The 22409-nt window shown below is 70.9% G+C and carries 20 protein-coding genes and 1 tRNA gene; 9 read left to right on the top strand and 12 right to left on the bottom strand.

What is annotated here, in order from left to right; all coding sequences use genetic code 11:
- On the top strand, positions 1-1713 hold a 1713-nt coding region (locus tag GTW43_RS01025; RefSeq protein ID WP_343245850.1), incomplete at its 5' end, for a PQQ-binding-like beta-propeller repeat protein.
- Positions 1714-1972: 259 nt separating this feature from the next.
- Positions 1973-2707 (top strand): LuxR C-terminal-related transcriptional regulator, encoded by a 735-nt coding sequence (locus GTW43_RS01020; RefSeq protein ID WP_237536336.1) that lies wholly within the window; start codon positions 1973-1975, stop codon positions 2705-2707.
- A 173-nt stretch (positions 2708-2880) separates the two neighbouring features.
- Here the strand turns inward: GTW43_RS01020 and GTW43_RS01015 are convergent, their stop codons facing one another.
- Positions 2881-3192: a hypothetical protein gene (locus tag GTW43_RS01015; protein WP_161299634.1), complete on the bottom strand. Its 312-nt coding sequence runs from the start codon at positions 3190-3192 to the stop codon at positions 2881-2883.
- A gap of 17 nt (positions 3193-3209) precedes the next feature.
- Positions 3210-4895, bottom strand: coding sequence for a sodium:solute symporter family protein (locus tag GTW43_RS01010; RefSeq protein WP_161299633.1), 1686 nt, complete (start codon positions 4893-4895; stop codon positions 3210-3212).
- A gap of 211 nt (positions 4896-5106) precedes the next feature.
- Between GTW43_RS01010 and galT the strand changes: the two genes are divergently transcribed.
- From galT to galK, 3 genes are read left to right on the top strand one after another with little or no spacing between them, the layout of a single operon-like run.
- The gene (gene galT, locus GTW43_RS01005; protein ID WP_161299632.1) at positions 5107-6171 is read left to right on the top strand and encodes a galactose-1-phosphate uridylyltransferase; all 1065 of its coding nucleotides are present in this window, start codon (positions 5107-5109) and stop codon (positions 6169-6171) included.
- On the top strand, positions 6171-7145 hold the full coding sequence (gene galE / locus GTW43_RS01000) for a UDP-glucose 4-epimerase GalE (RefSeq protein ID WP_161299631.1): 975 nt from the start codon (positions 6171-6173) through the stop codon (positions 7143-7145). Before galT ends, galE begins: the two co-directional genes overlap by 1 nt.
- 19 nt (positions 7146-7164) lie before the next feature.
- Positions 7165-8328, top strand: coding sequence for a galactokinase (gene galK, locus GTW43_RS00995; protein ID WP_161299630.1), 1164 nt, complete (start codon positions 7165-7167; stop codon positions 8326-8328).
- A 7-nt stretch (positions 8329-8335) separates the two neighbouring features.
- Here galK and GTW43_RS00990 read toward each other — a convergent pair whose 3' ends face one another.
- Positions 8336-8791, bottom strand: coding sequence for a GNAT family N-acetyltransferase (locus GTW43_RS00990; protein WP_161299629.1), 456 nt, complete (start codon positions 8789-8791; stop codon positions 8336-8338).
- A gap of 252 nt (positions 8792-9043) precedes the next feature.
- Here GTW43_RS00990 and GTW43_RS00985 point away from each other — a divergent pair, with 252 nt between their 5' ends.
- Positions 9044-9793, top strand: a complete 750-nt coding sequence (locus GTW43_RS00985; protein ID WP_161299628.1) for a response regulator transcription factor — start codon at positions 9044-9046, stop codon at positions 9791-9793.
- A 30-nt stretch (positions 9794-9823) separates the two neighbouring features.
- On the opposite strand, the gene GTW43_RS00980 is transcribed toward GTW43_RS00985, so the two are convergent.
- Positions 9824-10321: a MarR family transcriptional regulator gene (locus tag GTW43_RS00980; protein ID WP_161299627.1), complete on the bottom strand. Its 498-nt coding sequence runs from the start codon at positions 10319-10321 to the stop codon at positions 9824-9826.
- A gap of 88 nt (positions 10322-10409) precedes the next feature.
- Here GTW43_RS00980 and GTW43_RS00975 point away from each other — a divergent pair, with 88 nt between their 5' ends.
- Entirely contained in the window at positions 10410-11210 is an 801-nt protein-coding gene (locus GTW43_RS00975) for a trans-aconitate 2-methyltransferase (RefSeq protein ID WP_161299626.1), read from the top strand.
- 25 nt (positions 11211-11235) lie between these two features.
- Here the strand turns inward: GTW43_RS00975 and GTW43_RS00970 are convergent, their stop codons facing one another.
- Together GTW43_RS00970 and GTW43_RS00965 are read right to left on the bottom strand one after the other, a co-directional pair.
- Entirely contained in the window at positions 11236-11916 is a 681-nt protein-coding gene (locus GTW43_RS00970) for a TetR/AcrR family transcriptional regulator (RefSeq protein WP_161299625.1), read from the bottom strand.
- A gap of 23 nt (positions 11917-11939) precedes the next feature.
- Positions 11940-12923, bottom strand: coding sequence for a fatty acid desaturase (locus GTW43_RS00965; RefSeq protein ID WP_161299624.1), 984 nt, complete (start codon positions 12921-12923; stop codon positions 11940-11942).
- A 317-nt stretch (positions 12924-13240) separates the two neighbouring features.
- Here GTW43_RS00965 and ppc point away from each other — a divergent pair, with 317 nt between their 5' ends.
- Positions 13241-15976, top strand: a complete 2736-nt coding sequence (gene ppc, locus GTW43_RS00960) for a phosphoenolpyruvate carboxylase (protein WP_161299623.1) — start codon at positions 13241-13243, stop codon at positions 15974-15976.
- Positions 15977-15985: 9 nt separating this feature from the next.
- Here ppc and GTW43_RS00955 read toward each other — a convergent pair whose 3' ends face one another.
- The 6 genes from GTW43_RS00955 to GTW43_RS00930 form a co-directional block, all read right to left on the bottom strand.
- A complete protein-coding gene (locus tag GTW43_RS00955) occupies positions 15986-16444 on the bottom strand; it encodes a hypothetical protein (protein WP_161299622.1) in 459 nt (152 codons plus the stop codon).
- Positions 16445-16536: 92 nt separating this feature from the next.
- Complete coding sequence (pth, locus tag GTW43_RS00950; RefSeq protein WP_161299621.1) at positions 16537-17136, bottom strand: aminoacyl-tRNA hydrolase; 600 nt, start codon at positions 17134-17136, stop codon at positions 16537-16539.
- A 140-nt stretch (positions 17137-17276) separates the two neighbouring features.
- On the bottom strand, positions 17277-17870 hold the full coding sequence (locus GTW43_RS00945) for a 50S ribosomal protein L25/general stress protein Ctc (RefSeq protein ID WP_161299620.1): 594 nt from the start codon (positions 17868-17870) through the stop codon (positions 17277-17279).
- 193 nt (positions 17871-18063) lie between these two features.
- The gene (locus GTW43_RS00940) at positions 18064-19041 is read right to left on the bottom strand and encodes a ribose-phosphate diphosphokinase (protein WP_161299619.1); all 978 of its coding nucleotides are present in this window, start codon (positions 19039-19041) and stop codon (positions 18064-18066) included.
- Between the two features lie 130 nt (positions 19042-19171).
- Entirely contained in the window at positions 19172-20620 is a 1449-nt protein-coding gene (gene glmU / locus GTW43_RS00935; RefSeq protein ID WP_161299618.1) for a bifunctional UDP-N-acetylglucosamine diphosphorylase/glucosamine-1-phosphate N-acetyltransferase GlmU, read from the bottom strand.
- Between the two features lie 111 nt (positions 20621-20731).
- Positions 20732-20802, bottom strand: a tRNA-Gln gene (locus GTW43_RS00930).
- A gap of 205 nt (positions 20803-21007) precedes the next feature.
- On the opposite strand from GTW43_RS00930, the gene GTW43_RS00925 reads away from it, so the two are divergent.
- Entirely contained in the window at positions 21008-22321 is a 1314-nt protein-coding gene (locus GTW43_RS00925; protein ID WP_161299617.1) for a histidine kinase, read from the top strand.
- Positions 22322-22409 lie beyond the last annotated feature (88 nt).

Here is a 22409-nt window from a genome sequence, read left to right as displayed (position 1 = left end):
CCCGGCTACGGGTACCCGCAGGCGCCGCAGGGCGCCCCGCAGACCCCGCCCCCGCCGGCCGCCCCGCCGCAGCAGGGCGGCCCGGGCTACGGCTACCCGGGGCAGCAGCCCCCGCAGCCGCCGACCCCGGCCTACGGCCAGCAGCAGTACGGCCAGCAGCCCCCGCAGCCGCCCACCCAGCCGTACGGCCAGCAGCAGTACGGCTACCCGCAGCCCGCGACCACGCCGATGCAGCCCGCCACCGGCGGGTCCGGTCCGGGCGGCGGCAAGGGATCCCCGATCGTGTGGATCATCACCGCGGCCGTCGTGGTGATCGCCCTGATCGTCGGCGGAGGCATCTTCTACGCGAGCTCCGGCGACGACGACAAGGGCGGCCCGACCGCGACCGGCGGCGACGGCGGCAAGGGTGCGAACGGCAAGGGCGGGGCCGGCGGCTCCGGCCTCGGCGGTGCGGGCGAGGAGAAGGTCCCGTCCAACACGTCCGCGAAGCTCGCGTTCCAGCTGCCCGCCCCGGCGGTCGCCAAGGACAACGTCGACAGCGTCAGCGGCTCCTGGCTCACCGACAAGGTGTACGCCAAGGCGGGCGTCAACGAGATCGTCGGATACGACCCGGCGACCGGCGGCAAGCAGTGGACGCTGCCGCTGTCCGGGCAGACCTGCGGCTTCACGCCGACCGTGACCAAGGACGCGATGGCCGCGGTGGTCGCCGAGGACGGCAAGCGGGACAAGAAGGGCCTGCACAAGACCTGCTCCCAGGTGACGCTGTTCAACGTGAACACCGGCGAGAAGGTCTGGACGAGCAGCATCGGTTCGGGCGAGGAGGCCATCCCGTTCGAGGAGCTGAACTTCGCCGGTGACACGCTGGCGGCCGGCGCCGGTCTGCGCGGCGGCGCCGCGTTCGACGTCAAGACCGGCAAGACGCTGTGGAAGCCGCAGCAGGGCAGCTGTGAGGACATCGGCTACGCGGGCGGCGCCCAGCTGGTCGCGGTCCGCCGGTGCGGCGACTACGACACGGGCAAGTACGAGGTCCAGCTCCTGGACCCGAAGTCCGGTCAGCCGAAGTGGTCGTACAAGCTCGCGACGGGCGTCGACAACGCGAAGATCCTCTCCACCGACCCGGTCGTGATCGGCGTCGGCGCGGGCGACAACTCCGCGGGCACCGTCTCCGACATCTTCTCGATGGACGAGAACGGCAAGCTGCTCACGAAGATCGCGATCGACGACGAGAAGTACGACTTCGACTGCGAGGTCGGCAAGATCGACGGCTGCAAGAAGATCGTCGTCGGCAACGGCCGCGTCTACCTGTCCACCCGCCAGCACGACGCGGGCGGCGACATCGGCCAGACCAACGAGATCGTGTCGTACGACCTGAAGACCGGCAAGACGACGTCCGACCGGGCCGACGGCGGCGAGTACGAGATCTTCCCGTTCCGCATGGACGGCGGCAACATCCTGGCGTTCAAGCGCGGCCCGTACGACAAGGGCAGCCAGATCGTCACGATCGCGCCCAAGGACATGAAGCAGACGACGCTCCTGGAGACCCCGGCCACGCAGCCGGTCCAGAACGCGGTCAGCAGCATGGTCCCGGGCAGCTCCAGCAGCGAACTGCTCTACTCCAACGGGCGGTTGTACTTCGGCAAGGGCCTGATCAGCAAGCCCTACTCGGCCGACGAGAAGCAGTACACGGCCGTCGGCTTCGTCGCCAACGGCTGACCCTCCCGCACAGCCCAGCGGCCCCGCTCCCCGTCAGGGAGCGGGGCCGTCGCGCTGTGCGGCGCCGTGCGCGCATCGTCCCGGAAAGCGCGGGATTTCAGCATTCCGGGCCGCTTCTCACCGGTAGGGGGCGCGCGACGTCGAACAAGCGTGTAGCTTCCGGGAGATGAAGAGGGACGGGGAGTCGGGGGGCTCCGCCCGTCCGTGGGGGGCCCGTGCGACCGACGCGGTGCGCGGGGCGAACTGGGGGGTTGGCTCGATGGGTGTGCGGCTCATGGTGGTCGACGACCACCGTCTGCTCGCCGAGGCGCTGGCCTCGGCCCTGAAGCTGCGGGGGCACCGGGTGCTGGCCGCGGCGGCGCCGGCCGCGGGCGCCGCCGAGCTGGTCATCTCCCGGGCCCCGGAGGTCTGTCTGTTCGGCACGGCGGCCCCCGCGGAGCCCGGCACCTTCGACCCGATCGTGCGGATCAAGCGGGAGCGCCCGCAGGTGGCCACGGTGGTGCTCGGTCCGGTGCCGTCGCCGCGCGGGATCGCGGCGGCGTTCGCGGCGGGGGCCGCCGGTTACGTCCGGCACGACGAGCGGATCGAGGGCGTCGAGCGGGCCCTGATGAAGGCGCGGGCCGGGGAGGCGGCGGTGGCCCCGGCGCTGTTGCAGGGCGCGTTCGGCGAGCTGCTCAACCCGGCGGCGCAGCCCGACGACGAGGGGCAGCGGCTGCTCGAGATGCTCACGCCGCGGGAGGTCGAGGTCCTGGTGCGGGTCGCCGACGGTGAGGACACGCGGCTGATCGCGGCCGGCATGGGCATCGCGCCGAGCACCGCGCGCACCCATGTGCAGCGGGTGCTGATGAAGCTGGGGGTCGGTTCGCGGCTCGAGGCGGCGGCGCTCGCGGCCCGTACGGGGCTGCTGGACCGGGCGGGGCCGGCGGCCGACCACCCGGTGCCCCCGGGTCCGGCGCCCGCCGAGGTTTCCCCGGACCGCGGACCTGGGCTATAGTCGATCTTGCGCCGGTCACCGCAACTCGTGAGAACCGGCCGTGCGTTGGTGGTCCAAGGAAAGACGCCTCACTTCCTGTGAGGAGATGCAGGTGCAAGGCCTGCCCGGCGCTCTCGTCACGAAGCCCCGTCCCGCTCTCGCGGGACGGGGCTTCGTCGTTCCCCGTGTCTCTCCTAGGCGGACGGACTGTCCGTCTCGTCCGCGGCCGGCGGGGTGGGCGCCTCGGTGGGGCGCAGCTTCAGCCAGACGAGGAAGAAGAGGCCGAGGACCAGCATGCCGAGGCCGGTCCACAGGTTGATGTTGATGTCCTGGGCCTTCTTCAGGTCGGCGTCCGACGCCGTGATGCCCGCGATGGTGACGATGATCCCGTACACCACGAACAGTCCGCCGATGATGCGGCGCACGTCGAACAGGCGGGCCGCCGTCGCGGACTTCGCCTCGAGGTCCGTCACCTCGTCCACGTGCTGCTTCTGGTTCTCACTCATGTCGTGTACCTCGTGCCTCAGAAGGAGAACGGGATGTAGCAGATGACGGCGAGCACGATCGCGCCCCAGCCCAGGAGGGCCGGCTTGCGGTACCACGCGTCGTCACCCTCGGCCGGCGGCTCGTCCATGCCCGGCGACTTGGTGCCGTAGACGAGTCCGGCCAGTTCCTCGGCGGGCTTGGACTTGGTGACCATGGTGACCACGAACATCACGACCGCGCCGACCACGAAGGCGACGATGGACGAGACGAAGTTGGCGCCCTGGTCGGAGGGGATGTCGATGACGCCCTGCTTGTAGAACCAGAAGTAGTTCACCATCGCGGCGACGGTGCCCGACAGCAGGCCCCAGAAGCCGGCCGCGGGCGTGGTGCGCTTCCAGAACATGCCGATGATGAACACGACGAACAGCGGGACGTTGAAGAAGGAGAACAGCGTCTGCAGGTAGTTCATGATGTTGCTGAAGCTGCCCGCGATGAACGCCGTGCCCATGCCGATGACCACGCCGACGGCGGTGACGACCCGGCCGGTCTTCAGGTAGTACGCGTCGCTCTGGTTCTTCTTGAGGTACGCGCCCCAGATGTCGTTGGTGAACACCGTGTTGAACGACGAGATGTTGGCCGCCATGCCCGCCATGAAGGCTGCGAGCAGACCGGTCACCGCGATGCCGAGGACACCGTTGGGCAGCAGGTCGCGCATGAGGACCGGGATCGCGTCGTTGTACTGGAGGCCGTCCGCGCCGCCCTTGCCGAGCGAGGGCTCCATGACGAGGGCGATCAGGCCCGGGATCACGACGACCATCGGGATGAGGATCTTCGGGAACGCGGCGATCAGCGGGGTGCGCTTGGCGGCGGAGAGGTTCTTCGCGGACAGGGCGCGCTGCACCTCGGCGAAGTTCGTCGTCCAGTAGCCGAAGCTCATCACGAAGCCGAGGCCCAGCACGATCGTCAGCCAGTTCGCCCCGAGCGGGTTGGACGAGCCGATGCCGGTGCCCTGCCACGCGGTCATGAACGAGTCGCCGTGCGAGTGCGACAGCGAGTCCGAGATGCCGTCCCAGCCGCCGACGCGCTTGAGGCCCACGATGGTGAGCGGGATGAGCGCGGCGAGGATCACGAAGAACTGCAGGACCTCGTTGTAGATCGCCGAGGACAGGCCGCCGATCGTGATGTACGCGAGGACGAACAGGCCGGCGATGACGATCGCCAGCCACTGCGGCCAGCCGAGCAGGGCCTGGAGCACGAGGGCCATCGCGTACAGGTTGACGCCCGCGATCAGCACCGACGAGACGGCGAAGATGATCGAGGACAGCAGGTGCGAGGACGGCCCGAACCGGTGCAGCAGGAACTCGGGGACCGAGCGCACCTTGGACGAGTAGTAGAACGGCATCATCACCAGGCCGAGGAAGACCATGGCGGGGATGGCACCGATCCAGTACCAGTGGACGGTGTAGACGCCGTACTGCGCGCCGTTGGCGGCCATGCCGAGGATCTCGGTCGCGCCCAGGTTCGCCGCGACGAAGGCGAGACCCGTCACCCATGCGGGCAGGGAGCGGCCGGACAGGAAGAAGTCGAGGCTGGTCTTGACCGAGCGGCGGGCCGCGAAGCCGATGCCGAGGACCACGACGAAGTAGATCGCGAGGATCGCGTAGTCGAGGCCGTTGGTGGGCAGCCGTAGCCCTGCCGCCAGCGTGATTGTGGGGGACTGCATGGAGAAGCTCGCTTCGTTGCGTGAACTGAACCAGACCGGAACCTACGCCTCACTCTTCAATAAGTGAACAGTTTCCGTGATGTTCTTTGTTTGATTGTGATCGATGGTGGGGTGCGTCCGCTCTCTTGACTGGCGTGTTGACTTGTGCTTTGTTGTGTTTGGTTATGTTGGTTACTGGTTCAGTAGCGTGCGGGATGAGGGAGCATCGGTCGTGAAGAAGACGTCGACCCGGCTGGCCGACGGGCGCGAGCTCATCTACTACGACGTGCGGGACGACGTCGTCCGGGACGCCGCCGACCGGCGCCCGCTCGACCGCACCGTGACCACCTCGGAGATCCGCCGCGACCCGCTGCTCGGCGACAGCGTGGCCATCGCCTCGCACCGCCAGGGCCGGACCTACCACCCGCCGGCCGACGAGTGCCCCCTGTGCCCGTCCGAGGGCGACCGGCTCTCCGAGATCCCCGACTCCTCGTACGACGTCGTGGTCTTCGAGAACCGCTTCCCCTCGCTCGCCGGTGACTCCGGCCGCTGCGAGGTCGTCTGCTTCACCTCCGACCACGACCAGTCCTTCGCCGACCTCACCGAGGAACAGGCCGGACTCGTCCTGGAGGCCTGGACCGACCGCACCGCCGAGCTCTCCCACCTCGACTCCGTCGAGCAGGTCTTCTGCTTCGAGAACCGCGGCGCGGAGATCGGCGTGACCCTCGGCCACCCGCACGGCCAGATCTACGCCTACCCCTTCACCACCCCGCGCACCGCGCTCATGCTGCGCTCGCTCGCCGAGCACAAGGAGCAGACCGGTGGCCGCAACCTGTTCGCCGACGTCGTCGACAAGGAGCTCGCCGAGGGCAGCCGCGTCGTCCTGGAGGGCGAGCACTGGGTGGCCTTCGTCCCCTACGCGGCGCACTGGCCCTACGAGGTGCACCTCTACCCCAAGCGGCAGGTCCCCGACCTGCTCGCGCTCGACGACGCCGCACGCACAGAGTTCCCTCAGGTCTATCTGGAACTCTTGAGGCGCTTCGACCGGATCTTCGGTGAGGACCAGCCGGCGACGCCGTACATCGCCGCCTGGCACCAGGCGCCGTTCGGCACGCTCGACGCGTTCGACGGGGTGACGCGCGACGACTTCGCGCTCCACCTCGAGCTTTTCACCATCCGCCGCACTTCCGGCAAGCTGAAATTCCTCGCGGGTTCCGAATCCGGCATGAGTGTGTTCATCAACGATGTGCCGCCGGAGGCCGCGGCCGCGCGACTGCGAGAGGTAGCGAGCAAGTAATGGGTAAGGCCGTTTCTCTTAAGTACATGGTGACCGGCGGTGCCGGCTACGTCGGAAGCGTCGTCGCTCAGCACCTGATCGAGGCGGGCCACACCGTCACCGTCCTCGACAACCTCTCCACCGGCTTCCGCGAGGGCGTCCCCGCCGGGGCGGACTTCGTCGAGGGCGACATCCGCGACGCCGCCAAGTGGCTCGACCCCTCCTACGACGCGGTGCTGCACTTCGCCGCGTTCTCCCAGGTCGGCGAGTCCGTCGTGCAGCCCGAGAAGTACTGGGACAACAACGTCGGCGGGACCATGGCGCTGCTCGGCGCGATGCGCTCGGCGGGCGTCCGCAAGCTCGTCTTCTCCTCCACCGCCGCGACCTACGGCGAGCCGGTCAGCACCCCCATCACCGAGACCGACCCGACCGCGCCGACCTCCCCCTACGGCGCCTCCAAGCTCGCCGTCGACCACATGATCACCGGCGAGGCCGCCGCGCACGGTCTGGCCGCCGTCTCCCTGCGCTACTTCAACGTCGCGGGCGCCTACGGCACCTGCGGCGAGCGCCACGACCCCGAGTCGCACCTCATCCCGCTCGTCCTCCAGGTCGCCCAGGGCCGCCGCGACGCCATCTCCGTCTACGGCGACGACTACCCGACCCCCGACGGCACCTGCATCCGCGACTACATCCACGTCGCCGACCTCGCCGAGGCCCACCTCCTCGCCGTCGAGGCCGCACAGCCCGGCGAGCACCTCATCTGCAACCTGGGCAACGGAAACGGCTTCTCCGTCCGCGAGGTCATCGAGACCGTCCGCCAGGTCACCGGGCACCCGGTCCCCGAGGTCGCGGCCCCGCGCCGCGGCGGCGACCCGGCCGTCCTCGTCGCCTCCGCGCAGACCGCCCGCGAGCGCCTCGGCTGGAACCCGTCGCGGGCCGACCTCGCGGGAATCGTCGCCGACGCCTGGGAGTTCGCCCAGGCACGCCAGCAGTAACAGCCAGGGGAGCCAGCAGATGTCCGTCGCCGCCCAGTTCAGCGATCTGTACGGGTACGAGCCCGCCGGGGTGTGGGCCGCGCCCGGCCGCGTCAACCTCATCGGCGAGTACACCGACTTCAACGAGGGCTTCGTCATGCCGCTCGCGCTGCCGCACACCGCGGTCGCCGCGGTGGCCCGGCGCGAGGACGGGGTGCTGCGCCTGCACTCCGCCGACATCGACGCCCCGATCGCCGAACTGCGCGTCGACGAGCTGACGCCCCTGAGCAGCTACGGGCAGGGCGGCTGGGCCGCGTACCCGGCCGGTGTCGTGTGGGCGCTGCGCGAGGCGGGCCACGCCGTCACCGGCGCCGACGTCCACCTCGCGTCCACGGTGCCGACCGGCGCGGGCCTGTCGTCCTCGGCGGCCCTGGAGGTCGTCACCGCGCTCGCCCTGAACGACCTGTTCGCCCTCGGTCTGACCGGGCCCGAGCTGGCGGTGCTCGCCCAGCGCGCCGAGAACGCCTTCGTCGGCGTCCCGTGCGGGGTCATGGACCAGATGGCCTCCGCCTGCGGCACCGAGGGGCACGCGCTGCACCTCGACTGCCGCGACCTGTCCATCCGGCAGATCCCCTTCGACCTGGCCGCGCAGGGCCTCCAGCTGCTCGTCTTCGACACCCGCGTCAAGCACGAGCTGGGCGACGGGGCGTACGCGGAGCGCCGGGCCGGCTGCGAGGAGGGCGCGCGCCTGCTCGGCGTCTCCCACCTGCGGGACGTGCCGTTCGCCGGTCTCGACGAGGCGCTGGCCCGCATCGAGCGGGCGGGCGCGGACGAGAAGGTCGTCCGCTACGTCCGCCACATCGTCTCCGACGACCACCGCGTCGAGCAGGTCATCGAACTCCTCGACGCGGGCGAGGTCCGGGCGATCGGCCCCGTCCTGTACGACGGCCACCGCTCGCTCCGCGACGACCTGCGCATCTCCTGCCCCGAGCTCGACCTCGTCGTCACCGCGGCCCGCTCGGCCGGGGCGGTCGGCGCCCGGATGACCGGCGGCGGCTTCGGTGGCTCGGCGATCGTCCTGACCGAGGCGGCGGAGGCGGAGTCCCTCACCAAGGCGGTCCTGACCGCCTTCGAGGATGCGGGCTTCCGGCCCCCGCGCGTCTTCCCCGCGGTCCCGTCGGCCGGCGCCCACCGCCTCGCCTGACCCCGCGTCAGCCGAGCCGTTTGGTGAGGGTGAACTCCTTGACGCCGGGTGGGTAGTCGGGGACGACGGCGACGACCTCGTAGCCGTGCTGCCGATAGAAGCCCGGCGCTTGGAAGTCCCACGTCTCGACTCGGGAGTTGGTGCAGGCGTGCTGGTCGCGGGCGATCTGTTCGGCTCGGGCCAGGAGGCGGGAGCCGAGGCCCGCGCCGCGGTGGTGGTCGGCGACCCAGAGCAGGTTCACATGGAGCCAGGTCGCCCAGGTGTGGGCGTCGAGGCCGGCCGCGAGGCCGCCCTCCGCGTCGAGGGCCCACACCTGGAGCGGGGTCTCGCGCTCGGCCGGGGTGCCGCGCAGTTCGCGCAGTGCGGGAGACGCCGCCGTGTTGCTGTCACGGAGCGCCGCGTGGAGCAGAAGGCGGCGCTCTTTGTCGACTTCTGTCTCAATCCGAAACATGCGTCTCACCATAAACGCGCAGGACAGTCGCCCGCCGGTCAAGCCGCCATCAGTTCTGCGAATCCGCTTCCCCTCCGGGCCGGCGGCCCTACTCTGATGAACAGCACCGGTGGGGGCCGGTGCTGATCAGGGGGCGAGACAGCCGGGTACGACGCCCGGAGTGGGGGAGCAGTTCGGCACGGCGGCGGCCGTGCGGCTGCGGTGACCCGCACTCCGGGCGCCGTACCTGCGTTGGTCCGTCCCCCGACCAGTGGGGGTTTATCAGTGGTTCGCATACGCGTTCTGGTCGTCGACGACCACCGCATCTTCGCCGAGTCGCTCGCCGCGGCCCTCGCCGCCGAGCCCGACGTCGAGGTGGCGGCCGCGGGCAGCGGCCCCGCCGCCCTGCGCTGCCTGGACCGGGCGGCCGCCGAGGGGCGCAGATTCGATGTGCTGCTGGTCGACGCGGACCTGGGCGCGGCGGCCGTCGAGGGCCTGCGCCCGCCCGCCGCGGTGCCCGACGGGGCGGCGCAGGACGGGCTGGTCGACGGCATCTCGCTGGTGGCCGGGGTCCGTTCGGGCCAGCCGTCGGTGCGTACGGTGGTGCTGGCCGAGCGGGACGACCCGCGGCGGGCGGCGCTCGCGCTCCAGGCCGGCGCCTCGGGCTGGGTCGCCAAGGACTGCTCCCTGTCGCGGCTGCTGACCGTCATCCGGGGTGTGCTGCGCGACGAGACCCACCTGCCGCCGGCACTGCTCACGGGCGTGCTGCGGGAGCTGACCGCGGCGCGCAAGCACCGGACGGAGTCGGAGCAGCTGGTCGAGTCGCTGACGCCGCGCGAGCGGGAGGTGCTGCGCTGCATGGTCGCGGGCCTGGGCCGCAAGGCGGTCGCCGAGCGGCTGTATCTGTCCCCGCACACGGTGCGCACCCACATGCAGAACGTGCTGGGCAAGCTCGGGGTGCACTCGACGCTGGCGGCGGTGGCACTGGCGCGCCGGGCGGGCGTCGGACCCGCCGACCTGGAGGCCGCCAGCTGAGCGCGGACGGCGCTCTTCCCTAAACAGGCCCTAGCCGGGGATGTTGTCGAACGGGGCGGTCAACTGGCGCAGCAGCGAGGCCAGTTCGCCGCGCTCCGCGCGGGAGAGCTCGGCCAGGATGGCCCGCTCCTGATCGAGCAGTCCGGCCAGCGCCTGGTCCGCCCGCTCCTGTCCGACCTCGGTGAGTCGGACCAGCACGCCGCGCCGGTCGCTGGGGTCGGGCAGTCGCTCGACGAGGCCCTTCTTGGCGAGGCGGTCGATCCGGTTCGTCATCGTGCCGGAGGTGACCAGGGTCTGGGTGAGCAGCTGGCCGGGGGAGAGCTGGTAGGGGGCGCCGGCGCGGCGCAGTGACGTCAGGACGTCGAACTCCCACGGCTCCAGCTCGTGCTCGGCGAACGCGAGCCGGCGGGCGCGGTCGAGATGGCGCGCGAGTCTGCTGACCCGACTGAGCACCTCGAGGGGCTCCACGTCGAGGTCGGGGCGCTCCCGGCGCCACGCTGCGACCAGACGGTCGACCTCGTCCTCCATGACGATCAGTGTAGAGGGTGTGTCGACATGAAGTCTCTTGATGTCGATTATCTTGACGTCGAGATATATTCGGGGTCACCCTGGAGGCATGACGACACAGCAGCCCCCCGCCTGGGACCCCCGGCAGTACCTCCGCCACGCCGGCCACCGCGGCCGCCCCTTCACCGACCTGCTGGCCCGCGTCCCCGACCTGCCCCGCACCCCCGCCCGCATCGCCGACCTCGGCTGCGGCCCCGGGAACATGACGGCCCTGCTGGCCGACCGCTGGCCCACCGCGCACATCACCGGGTACGACAACTCGCCCGCGATGCTGGAGAAGGCGCGGGCCCACGCCGGGGACCGGCTCGACTTCGCGTACGCGGACGCCGCCCACTGGACGCCCCCGCAGACGTACGACCTGATCCTGTCCAACGCCACGCTCCAATGGGTGCCCGGCCACACCGACGCCTTCCCGCGCTGGATCGGCGCCCTCGCACCCGGCGGCACGTTCGCCTTCCAGGTGCCGGGCAACTTCGACGCCCCCAGCCACACCCTGATGCGCGAACTCGCCGGATCAGCCCGCTGGAAGGACCGGCTCGGCGGCGTCCTGCGCCACCGCGACGCGGTCGCCACGCCCGCCGCGTACCTCGACCGGCTCGCGGCGCTCGGCTGCACCGTCGACGCCTGGGAGACCACCTACCTGCACGTCCTCCAGGGCCCCGACCCGGTGCTCGACTGGGTCATGGGCACCGGCCTGCGCCCCGTCCTGAGCGCCCTCGACGACGACCCGGCCGCCCGGAAGGACTTCCTCACCGAGTACGGCGCACAGCTGCGCGCCGCCTACCCCGCCACCGCACACGGCACCCTGCTGCCGTTCCGCCGGATCTTCGTCGTCGCCGTCGCCCCGTGAAGGCGGCGGCCACGGGGTTCCGGGACTAGCTCTTCCTGTGCCCTATCAGGCGGGGCTTCGGCTCCAGGCCGTCCAGGCCGTGCCACGCCAGATTCACCAGGTGCGCGGCCACCTCCGCCTTCTTCGGCTTGCGCGCGTCCAGCCACCACTGCCCCGTCAGCGCGACCATCCCGACGAGGGCCTGCGCGTACAGCGGCGCCAGCTTCGGGTCGAACCCCCGCGCCTTGAACTCGCGGCCCAGGATGTCCTCCACCTGCGTCGCGATGTCGGAGATCAGCGACGCGAAGGACCCCGTGGACTGCGGGATCGGGGAGTCCCGGACGAGAATGCGGAACCCGTCCGTGTACTCCTCGATGTAGTCGAGCAGCGCGAACGCCGCCTGCTCGCACAGCTCCCGCGGATGGCCCGCCGTCAGCGAACCCGTCACCATGTCGAGCAGCTGCCGCATCTCCCGGTCCACCACGACCGCGTACAGCCCCTCCTTGCCGCCGAAGTGCTCGTACACCACCGGCTTGGAGACCCCGGCCTTCGCCGCGATCTCCTCCACCGACGTGCCCTCGAAGCCCTTCGCGGCGAACAGGGTGCGCCCGATCTCCAGCAGCTGCTGACGCCGCTCCGCCCCCGTCATCCGCGTCCGCCGCGTCCTCCGCGTCTTCTCGGGCCGGTCGCTGCTCGCGTTGCTCGGGGTGCTTGAGTCGGTCGCCACCACCCCATCATGCCGTGCTCCGGTCACGCCGCGTCGGCCGCCCGGGACCTGCGCCGGGACGCGATCCGCTCCTTCGACGGCCAGCGCACGTCGTGCGCCCAGCCCAGCTGCTCGAACCAGCGGATCAGCCGCGCCGACGAGTCCACCTGGCCGCGCATCACACCGTGCCGCGCCGACGTCGGATCCGCGTGATGCAGGTTGTGCCACGACTCGCCGCACGACAGCACCGCCAGCCACCACACGTTCCCGGAACGGTCCCGCGACTTGAACGGACGCCTGCCGACCGCGTGGCAGATCGAGTTGATCGACCACGTCACGTGGTGCAGCAGCGCCACCCGCACCAGCGAACCCCAGAACAGCGCCGTGAACGCACCCCACCACGACATCGTGACCAGACCGCCGATCAGCGGCGGCAGCAGCAGCGACAGCGCCGTCCACAGCACGAACTGCCGCGAGATCGCCCGGATGACCGGATCCTTGACCAGGTCCGGCGCGTACTTCTCCTGCGGCGTCTGCTCCTCGTCGAACATCCAGCCGATGTGCGCCCACCACAGGCCCTTCATCAGCGCCGGCACCGTCTCCCCGAACCGCCACGGCGAATGCGGGTCACCCTCCGCGTCGGAGAACTTGTGGTGCTTGCGGTGATCGGCCACCCAGCGCACCAGCGGCCCCTCGACCGCCATCGAGCCCGCCACCGCCAGCGCGATCCGCAGCGGACGCTTCGCCTTGAAGGACCCGTGCGTGAAGTAGCGGTGGAAGCCGATCGTGATGCCGTGACAGCCCAGGTAGTAGAAGAAGACGAGCAGGCCGATGTCCAGCCAGCTCACCCCCCAGCCCCAGGCCAGCGGCACCGCCGCGACCAGGGCCAGGAACGGCACGAGAATGAACAGCAGCAGAGTGATCTGTTCGAGCGAACGCTTCTGCTCACCGCCCAGCGTCGCCGACGTCATCGGGCCGGAGGACGGTCCGCGCGGTGCGTCTTCCATCACATCGGAGCGTGTGGCCATGGGAGTCCCCTGTGGGTAGTGGTTCGAGAGGATTGAACAGGGTCGATACGGGTCAGGAGATCCACGGGAATCCGCGGACATGCTTGCCTACGGTTCCGTAACCTACGGCGTCGTAAGTATGGCAGCGCGTAGCCCGGCGGCAAGGTCGTGTCCGCGGACACCACCACGAGGCCCCGGGCCGTGCCGCCCCGGCAGGCACATATCCTTGGAAACGGTCGGACAGCGCGGTCCGCTCTGAATCTCCACCCGGGTCTCCTACCCGGATCCCGGGACTCCCTCCCGCCAGAAGAGCTTCACCACTGCAAGGAGCCGCACCTGTGAGCAGTGCCGATCAGACCGCTTCGACGAGCACCAGCCCCGAACTGCGTGCCGACATCCGCCGCCTCGGGGACCTGCTGGGCGAGACCCTCGTCCGCCAGGAGGGACCCGAGCTCCTCGAGCTCGTCGAGAAGGTCCGCCGCCTGACGCGCGAGGACGGCGAGGCCGCGGCCGAGCTGCTGCGCGGCACCGAACTGGAGACCGCCGCCAAGCTCGTCCGCGCCTTCTCCACCTACTTCCACCTGGCCAACGTGACCGAGCAGGTCCACCGAGGCCGCGAGCTGCGTGCCAGGCGCGCCGCCGAGGGCGGACTCCTGGCCCGCACCGCCGACCGCCTCAAGGACGCCGACCCGGACCACCTGCGCGACACCGTCCGCAACCTCAACGTTCGGCCCGTCTTCACCGCCCACCCCACCGAGGCCGCCCGCCGCTCCGTCCTCAACAAGCTGCGCCGCGTCGCCGAGCTCCTCGAGACCCCCGTCCTCGAGACCGACCGCCGCCGCTACGACACCCGCCTCGCCGAGAACATCGACCTCGTGTGGCAGACCGACGAGCTGCGCGTCGTCCGCCCCGAGGTCACCGACGAGTCGCGCAACGCCATCTACTACCTCGACGAACTGCACGCCGGCGCCGTCGGCGACGTCCTCGAGGACCTCACCGCCGAACTCGAGCGCGTCGGCGTCACCCTCCCCGAGGACACCCGCCCCCTCACCTTCGGCACCTGGATCGGCGGCGACCGCGACGGCAACCCCAACGTCACCCCCCAGGTCACCTGGGACGTCCTGATCCTCCAGCACGAGCACGGCATCAACGACGCCCTCGACCTCATCGACGAGCTGCGCGGCTTCCTGTCGAACTCCATCCGCTACACCGGCGCCACCGAGGAACTCCTCACCTCGCTCGACGCCGACCTCGAGGCCCTGCCCGAGATCAGCCCCCGCTACAAGCGGCTCAACGCCGAGGAGCCCTACCGGCTCAAGGCCACCGCGATCCGCCAGAAGCTCGAGAACACCAAGACGCGCCTCGCGAAGAACACCCCTCACGAGGACGGCCGCGACTACCTCGGCACCGCCGAGCTCCTCGCCGACCTCACCCTCATCCAGACCTCTCTGCGCGAGCACCGCGGCGGTCTCTTCGCCGAGGGCCGGATGAACCGCACCATCCGCACCCTGTCCGCGTTCGGCCTCCAGCTCGCCACCATGGACGTCCGCGAGCACGCCGACGCCCACCACCACGCACTCGGCCAGCTCTTCGACCGCCTCGGCGAGGAGTCCTGGCGCTACGCCGACATGCCCCGCGACTACCGCGGCAAGCTCCTCGCCAAGGAGCTCAGGTCCCGGCGCCCCCTCGCCCCCACCCCGGCCCCCCTCGACGCCGACGGCGAGAAGACCCTCGGCGTCTTCCACACCGTCAAGAAGGCCCTGGAGGTCTTCGGCCCCGAGGTCATCGAGTCGTACATCATCTCGATGTGCCAGGGCGCCGACGACGTCCTCGCCGCCGCGGTCCTCGCCCGCGAGGCCGGCCTCATCGACCTGCACGCCGGCTGGGCCAAGATCGGCATCGTGCCCCTCCTCGAGACCACCGACGAGCTCAAGGCCGCCGACACGATCCTCGAGGACATGCTCTCCGACCCCTCCTACCGGCGCCTCGTCGCGCTCAACGGAGACGTCCAGGAGGTCATGCTCGGCTACTCCGACTCCTCCAAGTTCGGCGGCATCACCACCTCCCAGTGGGAGATCCACCGCGCCCAGCGCCGCCTGCGCGACGTCGCCCACCGCTACGGCGTGCGCCTGCGCCTCTTCCACGGCCGCGGCGGCACCGTCGGCCGCGGCGGCGGCCCCTCCCACGACGCGATCCTCGCCCAGCCCTGGGGCACCCTCGAAGGCGAGATCAAGGTCACCGAGCAGGGCGAGGTCATCTCCGACAAGTACCTCGTGCCGTCCCTGGCCAGGGAGAACCTGGAGCTGACCGTCGCGGCCACCCTCCAGGCCTCCGCCCTGCACACCGCACCCCGCCAGTCCGACGAGGCCCTCGCCCGCTGGGACGCCGCCATGGACGTCGTCTCCGACGCCGCCCACGCCGCGTACCGCAAGCTGGTCGAGGACCCCGACCTGCCGACGTACTTCGTCGCCTCCACCCCCGTCGACCAGCTCGCCGACCTCCACCTCGGCTCCCGGCCCTCCCGCCGCCCCGGATCCGGCGTCTCCCTCGACGGCCTGCGCGCCATCCCCTGGGTGTTCGGCTGGACCCAGTCCCGCCAGATCGTCCCCGGCTGGTACGGCGTCGGCTCCGGCCTCAAGGCCCTGCGCGAGGCCGGCCTCGACACCGTGCTCACCGAGATGCACGAGCGCTGGCACTTCTTCCGCAACTTCATCTCGAACGTGGAGATGACCCTCGCCAAGACGGACCTGCGGATCGCCCGCCACTACGTCGAGACGCTCGTCCCGGAGAACCTGCGGCACGTCTTCGCCGACATCGAGACCGAGCACGCCCTCACCGTGCAGGAAGTCCTGCGCATCACCGGCGAGAGCGAACTCCTCGACGCGCAGCCCGTCCTCAAGCAGACCTTCGACATCCGCGACGCCTACCTGGACCCGATCTCCTACCTCCAGGTCGCCCTGCTCAAGCGGCAGCGCGAAGCCGCCGCCGCGGGCGAGGAGCCGGACCCCACCCTGGCCCGCGCCCTGCTGCTCACCGTGAACGGCGTCGCCGCCGGTCTGCGCAACACCGGCTGACCGCGCACCTCACCCCAGGCTGACGGCGGCGAAGGCCGCCGTCAGCAGAGCGAACCCGGCGCCTCCCGTGACCCACGCGAGGCGCCGGCGCCGCATACCCCCCGCGACCACCACCGACGCCAGCAACAGCGCACCGCCCAGCGGCACCCATGCCCGCAGGAACCCGGGCCCGCCCGCCCGCACCGCAGACGTCGACCCCGGCTTCAGCACGACAGGGAAGCGGGCACCCTTCTTCACGCCCACGGACTGCTCCAGCGTCACGCGAGCATGCCGCTCCGCGGGCGGTGCCCCCGGCGCGAACGCGCCCGAACACACCCCGTCCGCGCACCGCGCCACGGTCAGCACCCCGCGCTCACGACCGCTCGGGAACATCACGTGCTGGGCCGCGCCCCACGACGCCCACACACCGGTGACCAGCAACAGCACGGCGAGCACACCCGCCGCCACCTGCCGGGAGACAGCCAACATGGCCGGGATCCTTGGCCATCACCCGGGCCCCGGTCAACTCCTGCCGGGGAAAGTCCCCACAGGTCGCCAGTTGTCCGCAGTGACCCGTGACCTCACGAGTTGTACGTCGACTGCGCCCGCTCCAGACCCTCGACGACCAGCGCCTCCACGGCGTCCGCCGCACGGTCCACGAAGTAGTCGAGCTCCTTGCGCTCCGCCGACGCGAAGTCCTTCAGGACGAAGTCCGCCACCTGCATCCGGCCCGGCGGACGCCCGATCCCGAACCGCACCCGGTGGTAGTCGCTGCCCAGCGACTTCGTGATCGACTTCAGACCGTTGTGCCCGTTGTCGCCGCCGCCCAGCTTCAGACGCAGCACCCCGTAGTCGATGTCCAGCTCGTCATGGACCGCGACGATGTGCGCCACCGGCACCTTGTAGAAGTCGCGCAGCGCCGTCACCGGGCCGCCCGACACGTTCATGTACGACATCGGCTTGGCCAGGATCACCCGCCGGTTCGCGGGCCCGGGCGGGCCGATCCGCCCCTCGACGACCTGCGCCTGACCCTTCGTCGCCCGCTTGAACTTCGCCCCCATCCGCCGGGCCAGCAGATCCGCCACCATGAAACCGACGTTGTGCCGGTTCATCGCGTACTCGGGACCGGGGTTGCCCAGGCCGGCGATCAGCCAGGGAGCGTTCTCGTCGGACATGCGCATTCCTCACGGGGATGAGTGGGGACGAGTGGAGGCGGGTGGAGACGGGTGGGGACGACGGCTGGGGGTGAGCAGGGGTGCGGACAGTCGTACGGGGTGGCGGGCCGAGCCCACCACCCCGTACGGGTACCGCGTCAGAAGGCTCAGGCCTCCGCGGCCTCGTCGCCCTCGGCAGCCTCGGCCGGGGCCTCCTCGGCCTGCGCCGACACGACCTGCAGGACGACCGCGTCCTCGTCGGCCGCCAGCGTGGTGCCCGACGGCAGCGTGATGTCCTTGGCCAGGACGGAGGCGCCGGCCTCCAGGCCCGCCACGGAGACCGTGACCGACTCGGGGATGTGCGTCGCCTCGGTCTCGACCGTCAGCGTGTTCAGCACGTGCTCGAGCAGGTTGCCGCCCGGGGCCAGCTCGCCCTCGGTGACGACCGGAAGCTCGACGGTGACCTTCTCGCCGCGCTTCACGAGCAGCAGGTCGACGTGCTCCAGGAAGCCCTTCAGCGGGTCACGCTGGACGGCCTTCGGGATCGCCAGCTCGTTGCCCTTGCCGTCGATGTCCAGAGCGATCAGGACGTTCGGCGTACGCAGGGCGAGCTGCAGCTCGTGACCCGGCAGCGTGATGTGGACCGGCTCGGCACCGTGCCCGTACAGGACCGCGGGAACCTTGGCCTCGCGGCGGATGCGGCGGGCCGCACCCTTGCCGAACTCGGAACGGGTCTCAGCGGCGAGCTTGACCTCGGACATGCTCTCAACTCCTCGTAGAACTGGGGAAAAGGTCACCCGGCCACGAACGGCCTGCTACGAAGAGCGCGTCGATAACGGACCGCCGCGACTTCCGAGAACAGAAGTGCGGCCTCCCTCGCCGAGCAACTGTCACAGGTTACCCGGCGCGGAAGGCCGCACCAAATGGATCTTCAGTGGTCCGATCCCCGGGGGATCAGGCCTCGCCCTCGAACAGGCTGGTCACCGAACCGTCCTCGAACACCTCACGCACCGCCGAGGCGATCGTCGGAGCGATCGACAGCACCGTGATCTTGTCCAGCTCCAGCTCACCCGGCGTCGGCAGCGTGTCCGTGAACACGAACTCGCTCACCTTCGAGTTCTTCAGCCGGTCCGCGGCCGGACCCGACAGCACACCGTGCGTCGCCGTCACGATGACGTCCTCCGCACCGTGCGCGAACAGCGCGTCCGCGGCGGCGCAGATCGTGCCACCCGTGTCGATCATGTCGTCGACGAGCACGCAGACGCGGCCCTTCACGTCACCCACGACCTCGTGGACCGTGACCTGGTTCGCCACGTCCTTGTCCCGGCGCTTGTGCACGATCGCCAGCGGCGCGCCCAGACGGTCGCACCAGCGGTCCGCCACCCGCACGCGGCCCGCGTCCGGCGACACCACGGTCAGCTTGTCGCGGTCGACCTTGGCACCCACGTAGTCCGCCAGGATCGGCAGCGCGAACAGGTGGTCCACCGGGCCGTCGAAGAAGCCCTGGATCTGGTCCGTGTGCAGATCGATCGCGAGGATCCGGTCCGCACCCGCCGTCTTCAGCAGGTCCGCGATCAGACGCGCCGAGATCGGTTCACGTCCGCGGTGCTTCTTGTCCTGCCGCGCGTAACCGTAGAACGGCACGATGACCGTGATGGAGCGGGCCGACGCACGCTTCAGCGCGTCGATCATGATCAGCTGCTCCATGATCCACTTGTTGATCGGAGCCGTGTGGCTCTGGATCAGGAAGCAGTCGGCCCCGCGAGCGGACTCCTGGTAGCGGACGTAGATCTCACCATTGGCGAAGTCGAAAGCCTTGGTCGGGACGATCCCGACACCGAGCTGGTGCGCGACCTCCTCGGCAAGCTCGGGGTGGGCGCGGCCGGAGAAGAGCATCAGCTTCTTCTCGCCGGTCGTCTTGATCCCGGTCACAGCACTAGTCTCCTCAGACGAGTTCGTCCGCCGCAGCTGCCCGCGCGTCCCTATAGCAGCGAGCCAGGCGAATCGTGTGCACCTATCACGGTACGCCGTGTCGGACGCACCTGTTTCCGGTCAGACCGCGTCAGTCAGCGGTTTCCGGATTCCGGGACACCGCCTCGGCCGCCTTCGCCGCCGCGCTCCCCGGACGCTTACGGGCCACCCAGCCCTCGATATTCCTTTGCTGGCCCCGGGCGACGGCCAGCGAACCGGCCGGCACGTCCTTCGTGATCACCGAGCCCGCGGCGGTGTACGCGCCGTCCCCGATCGTGACAGGCGCCACAAACATGTTGTCCGAACCCGTCTTGCAGTGCGACCCGACCGTCGAGTGGTGCTTCGCCTCGCCGTCGTAGTTCACGAACACGCTCGCCGCACCGATGTTGGTGAAGTCGCCGATCGTCGCGTCACCCACGTAGGAGAGGTGCGGGACCTTCGTGCCCTCACCGATCGACGCGTTCTTCGTCTCCACGTACGTACCGATCTTCGCCTTCACGCCGAGCCGCGTCCCCGGCCGCAGATACGCGAACGGGCCCACCGTCGCCTGCGGGCCGACCTCCGCGCCGTCCGCCACCGTGTTGTCGACCCGGGCGCCCGCGCCCACCGTCGTGTCCGTCAGCCGCGTGTTCGGGCCCACCACGGCGCCCTCGGCGATGTGCGTCGTCCCGTGCAGCTGCGTCGACGGCAGCACCGTCGCGTCCCGCTCGAACGTCACCGTCACGTCCAGCAGCGTGCTCGCCGGGTCCACGACCGTCACGCCGTCGAGCATCGCCCGCTCCAGCAGCCGGTCGTTGAGGATGCGGCGCGCCTCCGACAGCTGCACGCGGTTGTTGATCCCCGCGATCTCGCGGTGGTCGCGCGCCACGGACGCCCCGACCCGGTGCCCGGCCTCCCGCAGGATCCCGAGCACGTCCGTCAGGTACTCCTCGCCCTGGCTGTTGTCCGTCCGCACCTGCTTCAGCGCCTCGGTCAGCAGCCGGCCGTCGAACGCGAACACCCCGGAGTTGATCTCACGGATCGCGCGCTGCGGCTCGGACGCGTCCTTGTGCTCGACGATCGCGGTGACGGCGCCGGTGGCCGCGTCGCGCACGATCCGGCCGTAGCCCGTCGCGTCCGGCACCTCGGCGGTCAGCACGGTCACCGCGTTGCCGTCGGCGGCGTGCGTCGCCGCCAGGTCCTGCAGCGTGCCGCCGGTCAGCAGCGGCGTGTCGCCGCACACGACGACGACGGTGCCCTCGACCGCGCCGTCGAGCCCCTCGAGGCCCATGCGCACGGCGTGCCCCGTGCCGTTCTGCTCGGCCTGCACCGCGGTACGGGCCGAGGTGTCGACGGCGGTCACGTGCGCGGCGACCTTCTCGCGCTCGTGCCCGACGACCACGACGAGCTGCTCGGGGTTCAACTCCCGCGCGGCGGCCAGCACATGACCGACCAGCGACCGGCCGCAGAGCTCGTGCAGGACTTTGGGCGTGGCCGACTTCATGCGGGTGCCCTCACCCGCGGCGAGAACGACGACGGCGGCCGGGCTTGTGGCGCTCACGGGTGTGCCCCTCAGGATGTGTGTTCGGGTGGACATCCGCAGGATACCGGGGCGTTTCGGCCCGCAAACGGGGGCGGGGCCCGACCGGTGACGGTCGGGCCCCGCAGAGTGCTCCCGGGGTAGGAATCGAACCCACATTCAAGAGACCAAAACTCTTTGTCCTGCCATTAGACGACCCGGGATGGTTCGTCAGCTGTGCCCGATGCTGCGGATCACTCGCTGTGGCCGCCCCTACTATGCCGTACCGGGAGCCCCCGATGCGACGGTACGCAGCGGAGCCGTGCGGCACGCGGCCGGGAGGCGGCCCGGGCGCGCCCGCTCCGGAGGTGATCATGCTGCGGGGAAACTCGCCGGAAATCGGGTAGGGGGCGCCCGTAGGGTGGAGGTATGACCACGACGGGGGAAGTTCACCGAGATGCGGCCGGGGGGCCGTGGTGGTGGGAGCGGCGGCGGTCCGTCCTGCTCGACGCGGGGCTCGCGGTGGCGTCCGCCGCGGAGTGCGCCGTGGAAGGGGTGCCCTTCGCGCACAAGGCCGGACTGCCGGCCTCGGTGGGGATCGTCTTCGGTGTCCTGACGGGTTCGACGCTGCTGCTGCGCCGGCGCTGGCCGATCGCGGTCGTGCTGGTGTCGGTCGCGGTGACGCCCGCGCAGATGGGCGTGATGATGACGGTCGTCGGCCTCTACTCGCTGGCGGCGTCGGAGATGCCGCGGCGGATCATCGCGGCGCTGGCGGGCATGTCGTTCGCCGGGACGCTGATCGTGTCCGTGGTGCGCGCGCAGCAGGACATGGTGCACAGCGAGAAGCTGCTGGAGGTGGGCGGCTGGTTCGTGCCGTTCGTCGCGATCACGACCTCGCTGGGGGTGACGGCGCCGCCGTTGCTGCTCGGCATGTACGTCGGGGCGCGGCGCCGCCTGATGGAGTCTCTGACGGAGCGGAACGATTCGCTGGAGCGGGAGCTGCTGCTGCTCGCGGAGCGGGCCGAGGAGCGGGCCGAGTGGGCGCGGGGTGAGGAGCGGACCCGGATCGCGCGCGAGATGCACGACGTGGTGGCGCACCGGGTCTCGCTGATGGTGGTGCACGCGGCGGCGTTGCAGGCGGTGGCGCGCAAGGACCCGGAGAAGGCGGTGCGGAACGCGGCGCTGGTCGGGGACATGGGCCGGCAGGCGCTGACCGAGCTGCGCGAGATGCTCGGGGTGCTGCGGGCGGGGGATCCGGTGCCGGAGCGGTCGGCGGTGCCGTTGCAGGCGGTGGGTGCGGCGGCGGCCGCGGCGGCGTCGCGGGCGGAGGCGGAGGACCCCGAGGGCGGGCCGTGTCTGGCCGAGGTGGAGGAGCTGGTGGGGCAGTCGCGGGCGGCCGGGATGGTCGTGGAGATGACGGTGGAGGGGGAGGTCCGGGCGTACGCGGCGGTGGTGGAGCAGACGGCGTTCCGGGTGGTGCAGGAGGCGCTCACGAACGTGCACAAGCATGCGGCGGGGGCGAAGGCGTACGTGCGGCTCGCGCATCGCGGGGGTGAGGTGGCGATGCAGGTGGAGAACGAGCCGCCGCCGGTGCCTGCGGCGGCTTCCTCGGCGGATCTGCCGTCCGGCGGGAACGGGCTGGTGGGGATGAAGGAGCGGGTGGCCGGGCTCGGCGGGGTCTTTGTGTCCGGGCCCACGGATGCGGGGGGTTTCCGGGTCTCGGCGGTTCTGCCCGTGGGGTGAGGGGCGCCCGCGGCTCCCGTCGTGGGGGTGCCGCTTCGTTGCCGGGTGCGGCGCCGTCGTGGTTGCTCGCGCAGTTCCCCGCGCCCCT

This window comes from Streptomyces sp. SID5785 (assembly GCF_009870065.1).
GTDB lineage: Bacteria > Actinomycetota > Actinomycetes > Streptomycetales > Streptomycetaceae > Streptomyces.
Note: the sequence above shows the minus strand (reverse complement) of the source record. Positions and strands in the feature narration are given on the sequence as shown.